Consider the following 10,773-nt stretch of genomic DNA (forward strand, 5'->3'; position numbering starts at 1 on the left):
ACCGACCCGCTGGCCACCCTGACCACCGAACACAATCCCCACACCAGAACCAGCGCCGGAGCCCTTCACCACCCGGTCCGAGCCCAGCAGCACCGCACGGTGCTCGAACACCGCCCGCGAAGACACCAACGACCAGCCCACATCCACCAGGCTGTCGCCGCCCGAGGCAAGAGCGGCGACCCGCTCCACCTGCGCCTCCAGCGCCTCCGCACTCCGCGCCGACACCACCCACGGAACCACCGGCAACGACACACCGCCCGAAACCGTGACCGCAGCCGGCTCGGGGTCTCCCTCTTCCACGATCACGTGCGCGTTCGTCCCGCTGATCCCGAACGACGACACCCCGGCCCGGCGCGGCCGGCCATCCGCCACCCACTCCCGCGACTCCGTCAGCAGCTCCACCGCGCCCGCGGACCAGTCCACGTGCGGCGACGGCGCGTCGGCGTGCAGAGTCCTGGGCAGACGCCCCCGCTGCATCGCCATGACCATCTTGATCACACCGGCGATACCCGCGGCGTGCTGCGTATGACCGATGTTCGACTTCACCGAACCCAGCCACAACGGCCGTCCCGCCAACCGGTCCTGGCCATAGGTGGACAGCAGTGCCTGCGCCTCGATCGGATCGCCCAACCGCGTTCCCGTGCCGTGTGCCTCGACCGCATCCACATCCGCAGCCGACAGACCCGCACTCACCAACGCACCCCGGATCACCCGCTCCTGCGACGGACCGTTCGGCGCCGTCAGTCCGTTCGACGCACCGTCCTGGTTCACCGCCGAACCACGCACCACACCCCACACCCGGTGCCCGTTGCGCCGGGCGTCCGACAACCGCTCCAGCAGCAGCACGCCCGCGCCCTCGGACCAGCCCGCCCCGTCCGCCGCCGCCGAGAACGACTTGCACCGGCCGTCCACCGCGCCCACCCGCTGCCGGGAGAACTCCACGAACGTGCGGGGGGTGGCCATGATCGTGACCCCGGCGGCCAGGGCGAGGGAGCACTCCTCGCCGCGCAGGGCCTGGGCGGCCAGGTGCATGGCCACCAGCGAGGAGGAGCACGCCGTGTCCACCGTCAACGCCGGACCCGTGAAGCCGAAGGTGTAGGCGACGCGACCGGACATCACGCTGGGGGCGCCGCCGGTGAGGACCAGGCCCTCGACCTCCGCGGGGGTCTCGTCGACGCCGGGACCGTATTCGTGGCCGCTCGCGCCGACGAACACACCCGTGCGGCTGCCGTGCAGCGGCACCGGGTCGATGCCGGCGTGCTCGAACGCCTCCCAGGCCGTCTCCAGCAGCTGGCGCTGCTGCGGGTCCATCGCCAGCGCCTCGCGCGGCGAGATGCCGAAGAAGCCCGCGTCGAAGTACGCGGCGTCCTGTACGAAGCCGCCTTCCCGGGTGTAGCTGTGGCCGACGGCGTCCGGGTCGGGGTCGTAGAGGCGGTCGAGTTCCCAGTCTCGGTCGGTGGGCAGGCCCTCTATGGCGTCGACGCCGTCGGCGACCAGCCGCCACAGGTCGTCCGGTGAGCCGACACCGCCGGGGAACCGGCAGGCCATACCGACGATGGCGATGGGTTCGTTCGCCTTGCCCTGTACCTCTTCGAGTTGCCTCCGCACGTCGCGCGCGTCGGCGATGGAGCGCTTGAGGTATTCGCGGAGCTTGGTCTCGTCGGACATGCGAAGGTCACTTCCCCTGGTGTGGTCACGTTCGGTGGGGCGATGGTGAGCTGGGGCGGTTGCCGAAGCAGGCAGGTGGTTGCCGGGGTCAGGGCCGGTCCTGGTCGACCATGGCGAACAGTTCGTCGTCGGTGGCCGTGTCGAGGTCGGCGTCGGCATCCGCGCCGTCCGAGGAGTGCGTCAGGCAGGCGTCGAGCAGTTCTTGCAGTCGGTCGGTCACGCGGCGGCGTGCGACGTCGTCGGAGAGGATGTCAGGCAGAGAGTCGCCGATCTCCCGGAGACCGGTCATGACCAGGTCCTCGTCGTCGGGCAGGGAGAGCCGGCCGAGGATGTGGTCGGTGACCTGGGCCGGACTGGGATAGTCGAACACCAGGGTCGCGGGGAGCCGGAGCCCGCTCAGGGCGGCGAGCCGGTTGCGCAGCTCGACCGCGGTGAGTGAGTCCACGCCGAGTTCCTTGAAGGCGCGGGCGTCCCGCACCTCGGCCGGGTGGTTGTGGCCGAGGACCGTGGCCACCTGGGCGGTGACGAGGTCGAGCAGCGCGCCGCGCCGCGCCGTGGGAGACAGTCGGGCCAGCCGGTCGTGCAGGGATTCCGTGCTGTCCGCGCCCGCCGCCGCGGTGCGGCGGGACACGGTGCGCACCATGCCGCGCAGGGGCGGGGGCACGCTCGCGGGGTCGGCGCCCAGTGCCCGGGGGTCGAGCCGGGCCGGGACGACGACGGGTTCGCCGACGGTGAGGGCGGCGTCGAACAGGGCGAGCCCTTCCTGTGCGGTCATCGGCACCAGTCCGCCCCGGGTCATGCGGTGGCGGTCCGCGTCCGCGAGGTGTCCTGTCATGCCGCTGGCCTGTTCCCACAGGCCCCAGGCGAGGGAGAGTCCGGCCTGGCCGCGCGCGGCGCGGTGCCGGCTGAGCGCGTCCAGGAAGGTGTTGGCGGCGGCGTAGTTGGCCTGCCCGGGTGCGCCGTTGAGTCCGGCGATGGAGGAGTAGAGGACGAACGCGGACAGGTCGAGGTCGCGGGTCAGGTCGTGCAGGTGCCAGGCCGCGTCGATCTTCGGTCGCAGTACGCGGTCGATCTGTTCGACGCTGAGTGAGGTGAGGAGTCCGTCGTCGAGGACGCCCGCGGCGTGGACGACGGCGGTCAGCGGGTGCCCGGCCGGGATGCCGTTCAGCAGGGTGGTCAGCGCGGCGCGGTCGGCGATGTCGCAGGCCGCCACGGTGACCTGAGCTCCGGCGGCGGTGAGTTCGGCGACCAGCGAGCCGATGCCGTCGGCGGCCGGTCCGCTGCGGCTGGCCAGCAGGAGGTGCCGGACGCCGTGCGTGTGCACCAGGTGGCGGGCCAGCATCCCGCCGAGCGCTCCGGTGGCGCCGGTGAGCAGCACGGTGCCCTCGGTGTCGAGCGCGGGCTGTACCGTCAGGACGTTCTTGCCGACGTGCCGGGCTTCGCGCAGGTGCCGGAACGCGTCCTTGGCCCTGCGCAGGTCCCAGGCCCGTACCGGTGACAGGCTCAGTGCGCCGGCCCGGAACAGGTCCAGGATCTCGCGGAGCATCTGCCCGATCCGCTCGGGTCCGGCGTCCACGAGGTCGTAGGCGCGGTAGGTGACACCGGAGTGGTCGCGGGCGACGTCGGCCGCGGCGCGGATGTCGGTCTTGCCCATCTCGACGAACCGGCCCCCCGGTACGGTGAGCCGCAGCGACGCGTCGACGTATTCGCGGGCCAGCGAGTTGAGCACCACGTCGACGCCGCGTCCGCCGGTGGCGGTGCGGATGTGGCCCTCGAACGCGAGGTCCCGGGACGAGGCGCGGTGCGCGGCGTCGACGCCGAGGTCCCGCAGTACCGCTTGTTTCGCCGGGCTCGTGGTGCCGAAGACCTCCGCGCCGAGGTGGCGTGCCAGTTGCACGGCCGCCATGCCGACACCGCCGGTGGCCGCGTGGATCAGTATCTTGTCGCCGGCCCGCAGCCCCGCGAGATCGACCAGCCCGTAGTAGGCGGTCAGGTGGACGACCGGGACCGACGCCGCCTGCGCGAAGGACCAACCGTCGGGTATGGGGGCGATCATGCGGCGGTCGGCGACGGCGACCGGGCCGAACGCGTGGAAGAACATGCCCATCACGCGGTCCCCGGGGGCGAAGTCGGTGACGCCAGGGCCGGTCTCGGTGACGATGCCGGCGCCTTCGCTGCCCAGGACGACCTCGCCCGGGTACATGCCCAGTGCCATCAGGACGTCCCGGAAGTTCAGCCCGGCGGCGCGTACGGCGATCCGGACCTCCCCCTGGGCCAGCGGCCGGTCGGCGGTGTCGGCGGGGGCCAGTGTCAGGCTGTCCAGCGTGCCGGTCTTCGGGATTTCCAACCGCCAGGCGGCGGCGTCCGGCACCGGGAGGGCCGGCCTGTTCCGCACCGGCACCAGCCGGGGTACGAAGGTCTCGGCGCCCCGCAGTACGAGTTGCGGTTCCTCGGTGGACAGCGCGGTCGGCAGGGACCGGGCCGCGGCCTCGCCGTCGAGGTCGACCAGCCGGAACCGGCCGGGGTTCTCCGTCTGGGCGGTCGCCAGCAGGCCCCAGACACCGGCGTGGGCAAGGTCGGTGTCGTGGGCGCCGACGGTCACCACCACGAGTTCCGTGGTGTCCAGCCGTTCGTCCGCGAGCCAGGAACGGACCAGGCCGAGCACCTGGTGCACGGTCTCACGGGCCCGGTCCGCGACGTTCGGCGCGTCGGACGCGGTCACCGGGGCCAGCACGACGGCCGGCCGGGGACCGGCCGAGTCCGCGAGAGCCGCCGGGTCGGGGAACGACGGCGGCGCGGCGCGGTCGGCGGGCCACCAGGCGGGCTGGTCGCCGAGTACCGCCCAGTCGCCGGTGTCCTCGGCGGTCTGCTCCGGCCGGACCGGGACCAGTTCGACGATGTGCAGGGCGTCGGCGGTGGCCGCGGTGCCGGGCGGGGTGTCCCGGGCCGCGGGCCTCAGCACCAGGGAATCCACCGAGAGCACGGGCGCCCCGGTGCCGTCGGCGATCGCCACGGACACCGCGTCCGGCCCGGCGGGGCTGAGCTTGACGCGTATCCGGGAGGCTCCCGAGGCGTGCACGCGCACACCCCGCCAGGCGAACGGCAGTCCGCCTTCCCGGTCGTCGGTGAGCAGCAGGGGGTGCAGCGCGCTGTCGAACAGTCCCGGATGCATGAGGTGGCCCTCGGCGCGCTCACCGTCCAGGACGGCTTCGGCGTACAAGTCCGCGCCGTGCCGCCACAGTCTGCGCAGCCCCTGGAAGGTGGTGCCGTACCGGTAGCCGTCGGCGGCGAGCCGCTCGTAGGCGCCGTCGAGGTCCAGCTCGGTGGCGCCGGCGGGCGGCCACGACCGCAGCTCCACCGGCGCGCCGCCGGCCGAGCCGAGTATCGCCTCGACGTGGTCGGTCCACGGCGGCGCGACGGCGTCGGACTCGGCGCGGGAGTGGAACGTGAGCCGGCGGCGGCCGTCCGTGTCGGCCGGGGACACGACGGCGCGGATCAGCACCCCGTCCCGGTCGGGCACGACCAGCGGGGCGGTGAGGGTGACTTCCTCCAGGCAAGGCGTGCCGACCCGGTCGCCCACCGCGGTCAGCAGGTCGGCGAAGACGGTGCCGGCCACGAGCACCCGGTCGAAGACGGTGTGGTCGGCCAGCCACGGCTGGGTGTTCAGGGAGAGCCGTCCGGTCAGGACGACACCGCCGTCCGGCAGGTCGACGGCGGCCCCGATCAGCGGGTGCCCGGTGCCGGTCAGGCCGGCGGCGGTGACGTCGGCGGTGGAGCCGGTGCGGCTGAGCCAGAACCGCTCCCGCTGGAACGGGTAGGTCGGCAGGTCGGCCGTGCGCGCGGCGCCGTCCGGGAAGCAGCGGCTGAAGTCCACCGGTACGCCGTGCACGAACAGTTCGGCCGCGCTGGTCAGGAACTGGTCGAGGCCGCCCCGGTCGCGGCGCAGTGATCCGGTGACCACGGTGGCGGGCCGGCCGCCGCGTTCGGCGGTGTCCCGGATGCCGACGGCGAGCACCGGGTGCGGGCTGCACTCGACGAACGCGCCGTGCCCGCCGGCCAGCAGTGCGCCGACCACCTCGTCGAAGCGGACCGTGCGCCGGAGGTTCTCGTACCAGTACTCGGCGCCCATGTCGGCGATGTCGTGCGGCTGCCCGGTGACGGTCGACCACATCGGTACGGTGCCGGAGGTGGGGACGACCGGGCCGAGTTCGGCGAGCAGCCGGTCCCTGAGCGGCTCCACCTGCGCGGAGTGCGACGCGTAGTCCACCGGGATGCGGCGCGCCGACACGCCCGCCGCGATCAGTTCGGCCTCGAACCCGTCCACGGCGTCGCTCCAGCCGGACACGACGGTCGCGCGCGGCCCGTTCACCACCGCGACGGACAGCCGCCCGTGCCAGTCGTCGAGGGCGGCTTCCACCTCGGCCGCGGGCAGCGGCACCGACAGCATGCCGCCCGAGCCGGCCAGTTCGGTCAGCGCCCGGCTGCGCAGCACCACGATCCGGGCGGCGTCCGCGAGGGAGAGCCCGCCGGCGACGTACGCGGCGGCGATCTCGCCCTGCGAGTGCCCCACGACGGCGGACGGAGTCACGCCCCAGGACCGCCACAGCGCCGCCAGGGACACCATCACCGCGAACAGCGCGGGCTGCACCACGTCCACCCGGTCCAGGGACGGCGCGTCGTCGGCCCCGGTCACCACGTCCGCCACGGACCAGCCGGTGAGGTCGCCGATGGCCCGGTCGCACTCGCGCAGCGCCTCAGCGAACGCCGGGGCGGCGGCCATGAGTTCCCTGGCCATCCCGATCCACTGGGAGCCCTGGCCGGGGAAGACGAACACCACGTCGCCGGGTGCGTCGGTCAGCTCGCCGAGCACCACCCGGCCGTCCGGTTCGCCGGCGGCCAGCGCCAGCAGTCCCGCGCGCAGTTCTTCCGCGTCACCGCCGATGACGACGGCCCGGTGCTCGAACACCGACCGGCCGGCCACCAGTGACCTGCCGACCGGTACCGGTTCGCGCACCGGCCAGTGCGCGAGCCGGTCGGCTTGGGCGCGCAGCGCGGGCAGGGTCCGCGCGGACAGGACCCACGGCACGTCGCCGGACGGACCGTCGGCCACGGCGGGTGACGGCTCGGCGGCCGGGGGCTGTTCGAGGATCACATGGGCGTTTGTCCCGCTGATGCCGAACGACGAGACGGCGCCCCGCAGTGGTGCCTCGTGCTCGCGCCACGGGCGCTCGTCGGTCAGCAGCTCGACCCCGCCCGCCGACCAGTCCACGTACGGTGACGGCTCATCGACGTGCAGGGTCTTGGGCAGCAGCCCGTGCCGCATGGCCATCACCGTTTTGATGATGCCCGCCACGCCCGCGGCGGCCTGGGTGTGCCCGATGTTCGACTTGACGGACCCCAGCCACAGCGGCCGGTCCGGGTCGCGGTCACGTCCGTAGGTGGCGAGCAGCGCCTCCGCCTCGATCGGGTCGCCGAGCCGCGTGCCGGTGCCGTGCGCCTCGACGACGTCGACGTCGGCCGTCGACAGACCGGCGTTCGCCAGCGCCTGCCGGATCACCCGCTGCTGCGACGGCCCGTTCGGCGCCGTCAGCCCGTTCGACGCGCCGTCCTGGTTCACCGCCGAACCACGCACCACGGCCAGCACCGGATGGTTGTTGCGCCGGGCGTCCGACAGCCGCTCGATCAGGAGCATGCCGACGCCCTCGGACCAGCCGACGCCGTCCGCGGCGGCGGAGAACGGCTTGCACCGTCCGTCGGGTGCCAGTCCCTTCTGCCGGGCGAACTCCACGAAGGTGCCGGGCGTCGACATGACCGTCACCCCGCCGGCCAGCGCGAGGGAGCACTCGCCCGTCCGCAGCGCCTGGGCCGCCAGGTGGACCGCGACCAGCGACGAGGAGCACGCCGTGTCCACGGTGACCGCGGGACCGGTCAGGCCCAGCGTGTACGACAGCCGGCCCGACAGGACGCTGCCCGTGTTCCCGGTCAGCAGGATGCCTTCGAGTCCCTCGGGCATCCGGTCGACGCTGGGTGCGTAGTCGTGGTACATCTGCCCGGCGAACACGCCGGTCTGGCTGCCGCGCAGCGACACCGGGTCGATCCCGGCGCGCTCGACGGACTCCCACGCGGTCTCCAGGAGCAGCCGCTGCTGCGGGTCCATGCCCAGCGCTTCCCGGGGGGAGATCTCGAAGAACGCGGCGTCGAACTCGGCCGCCGAGTGCAGGAAGCCCCCGCCGGACGCGTAGGTGTGCCCGGTCTTCTCGGGATCGGGGTCGTACAGGTCTTCCGGCCAGCCCCGGTCGTCCGGGAAACCGGACACCACGTCACGTTGCTCGGCGACCACCCGCCACAGGTCCTCCGGGGAGCGCACGTCGCCCGGGTAACGGCAGGCCATGCCGACGATGGCGATGGGCTCGTCAACACCGGCCGGCGCCGACGGCCCCGGTGCCGTGGTGTCCGGCCGCTCCCCGGACAGCCTGGCCATCAGGTAGTCGATCACGTCCTTGGGCGTCGGATAGTCGAACACCAGCGTGGTCGGCAGCTTCGACCCGACCGCGGCGGTCAGCCCGTTGCGGAGTTCGACGGCGGTCAGGGAATCCAGCCCGAGGTCCTGGAAGGTCCGGTTCAGGTCGAGGGCCTCGACCTCGGTGTGGCCGAGCACGGTGGCCGTGGTGTCCCGGACCAGCGTGGCCACCCGGGCCGCCCGGTCGGCGAGCGGCAGACCGGCCGGCCCGGCGAGGGACCCTTCACCGGCGGTCCGCCGCCCCGGGGTGCCGGTGCGGACGAGGCCGCGCAGCAGCGGCGGCACCTCGCCGCGCCGTACGGCGGCGGCGTCGAACCGCATCGGCACGAGCAGCGTCCGCTGCTGCCGCAGCGCCAGGTCGAACAGCGCGACCCCGGTGTCGTGCGGCAGCGGCAGCACGCCCGTCCTGGCCATCCGGGCCAGGTCGGTGTCCGTCATGGTCCCGGCCATTCCGCCGGCCGGCGCCCACAGGCCCCAGGCCAGGGACGTCGCCGGGAGCCCGAGGGCCGCCCGGTGGTCCGCCAGCGCGTCGAGGAAGGCGTTGGCCGCCGAGTAGTTCGCCTGGCCGGCGGCGCCGATCTGCGCCGAGACCGACGAGTAGAGCACGAACGCGGTCAGCTCCAGCTCCCGGGTCGCCTCGTGCAGCGCCCACGCGGCGTCGGCCTTGGGCCGCAGTACGGCGTCGACGCGCGCCTCGGTCAAGGAGGTGACCGTGCCGTCGTCCAGGACACCGGCGGCGTGCACGACGGCACGCACCGGATGCTCGTCCGGTACGGCGCCCAGTGCGGCGTCCAGCGCTCGCCGGTCCGCGGCGTCGCAGGCGACGATGGTGACCTCGGCGCCCAGCTCGGCCAGGTCGTCCCGGAGCCGGGCCGCCGACGGCGCGGCCGGGCCGCTGCGGCTCAGGACGAGCAGCCGCCGCACACCGTGGACCCGCGCCAGGTGCCGGGCCAGGGAGGCACCCAGCTCGCCGGTGCCACCGGTGAGCAGGACGGTCCCGTGCTGGTCGAACCGGGGCTCCGGCGCTTCGGCCACCGGCGCGAGCCGGGCCAGGCGGGGCGCCAGGACGGCGCCGTCCCGCAGCGCGATCTCCGGCTCCGCCGAGTCCGGCACCGACGCCGGATCGGGCCGGCCGGCCACGGCGACGATCCTGAACCGTCCGGGATGCTCGGTGCTCGCCGAACGGATCAGCCCCCGCACCGCGGCCGACGCCACATCGCGCTCGTCGAGCAGGAACGCCAGGCACGCGTCGGCGCATCGCTCGTCCGCCAGCCACTCCTGAACCAGCCGGAGGGCCTCACCTGTCACCTCGTGCGCCGTCGTGACGACATCGCCGTCGGCGACGGGCACCGGCACCACGACGAGAGCGGGCACCGGGCCGGCCAGTCCGGCGAGTCCGGCTCCCCAGGAGAGTCGGGCGTACTCCCCGGGACCGGCCCATGCCGTCTCGACCGGTGTCCAGTCCACGTGGAAGAGGTGGTGGTCCGGGGAACCGGCGAAACCGTGCGTCTCCCGCCACGTCAGGGACTCGACGGTCGCCACCGGAGCACCGTCCGTATCGGCGAGCCGCAGGGTCACCCCGTCGGGTCCGTCCGGCGTGACCCGGACCCGCAGCCGGCCGGCTCCGGTCGCGTGGATCTCCACACCCCGCCAGGCGAACGGCAACACCTTGGGGCCGCTCCCGGTCACCGCGCCCAGCAGCCAGGGGTGCAGCGCGGCGTCGAGCAGCGCCGGATGAATGACGAACGCGTCCGTGCCACGGACGGGCAGTTCGATCTCGGCGCAGAGGTCGTCGCCCGCCTGCCACAGCCGTCGCAGCCCCTGGAGGGCCGTTCCGTAGGCGTACCCCTGCTCGGTCAGTTGCGCGTACACGTCGTCCGTGTCCAACTCGACGGCACCCGGCGGCGGCCAGGCAGCCATGTCGGACGGCGTGGCGGACGCCCCGCTCAGGACACCGCTTGCCTTGCGCGTCCACCCGTCGTCGCTGTCGGTGCGTGCGTCGAAGGCGATGTCCCGGTGTCCGGCGGCGTCCTCGGCCGACACGGTCGCGCGGATCAGGACCACCTCGTGCTCGGCCAGCGTCAGCGGCGAAGTGAGCGTCAGATCCTCGACGCGGGAACTTCCCACTCGGTCACCGGCCGCGACCGCCAACTCCACGAAGGCGGCTCCGGGCAGCAGCAGCCCTCCGGGGACGCGGTGATCCGCGAGCCAGGGATGGGTCCCGAGGGATATCCGACCGGTGAGGATCGTTCCACCGTCCGGCAGTTCGACGACGGCGGCCAGGAAGGGATGTCCGGCCTCGACCAGCCCGGCCGCCGACACATCACCCGCACTCGGCTCCAACCAGTAACGCTGACGCTGGAAGGGGTAGGTCGGCAGCGGGACGCGCTGCGGGGTGTGACCGGCGAACAGCGCCGCCCAGTCCACCTGCCCACCGTGCACGAACACGTGCGCCAGCGCCTCCAGGATCTGACGGGGTTCCGGGTGGTCCGCGCGCAGCGCCGGCACGCACCTGTCGACCAGCGGCGAGAGCACCGCGTCACCGCCCAGCTCCACCCACGCACCCGCCCCGGCGGCGGTCACCG

The 10,773-nt window shown here is 73.8% G+C and carries 2 protein-coding genes; both read right to left on the reverse strand.

The features are described from left to right. A partial coding sequence (locus tag ACY1JF_RS31630) for a type I polyketide synthase (RefSeq protein WP_462708715.1) occupies nt 1-1,827 on the reverse strand: 1,827 nt, incomplete at its 3' end. Further along, on the reverse strand, nt 1,757-10,744 hold the full coding sequence (locus ACY1JF_RS31635; RefSeq protein WP_462708716.1) for an SDR family NAD(P)-dependent oxidoreductase: 8,988 nt from the start codon (nt 10,742-10,744) through the stop codon (nt 1,757-1,759). The genes ACY1JF_RS31630 and ACY1JF_RS31635, both read right to left, overlap by 71 nt. Nucleotides 10,745-10,773 lie beyond the last annotated feature (29 nt).

This window comes from Streptomyces sp. SYSU D01066-1, from assembly GCF_054956795.1.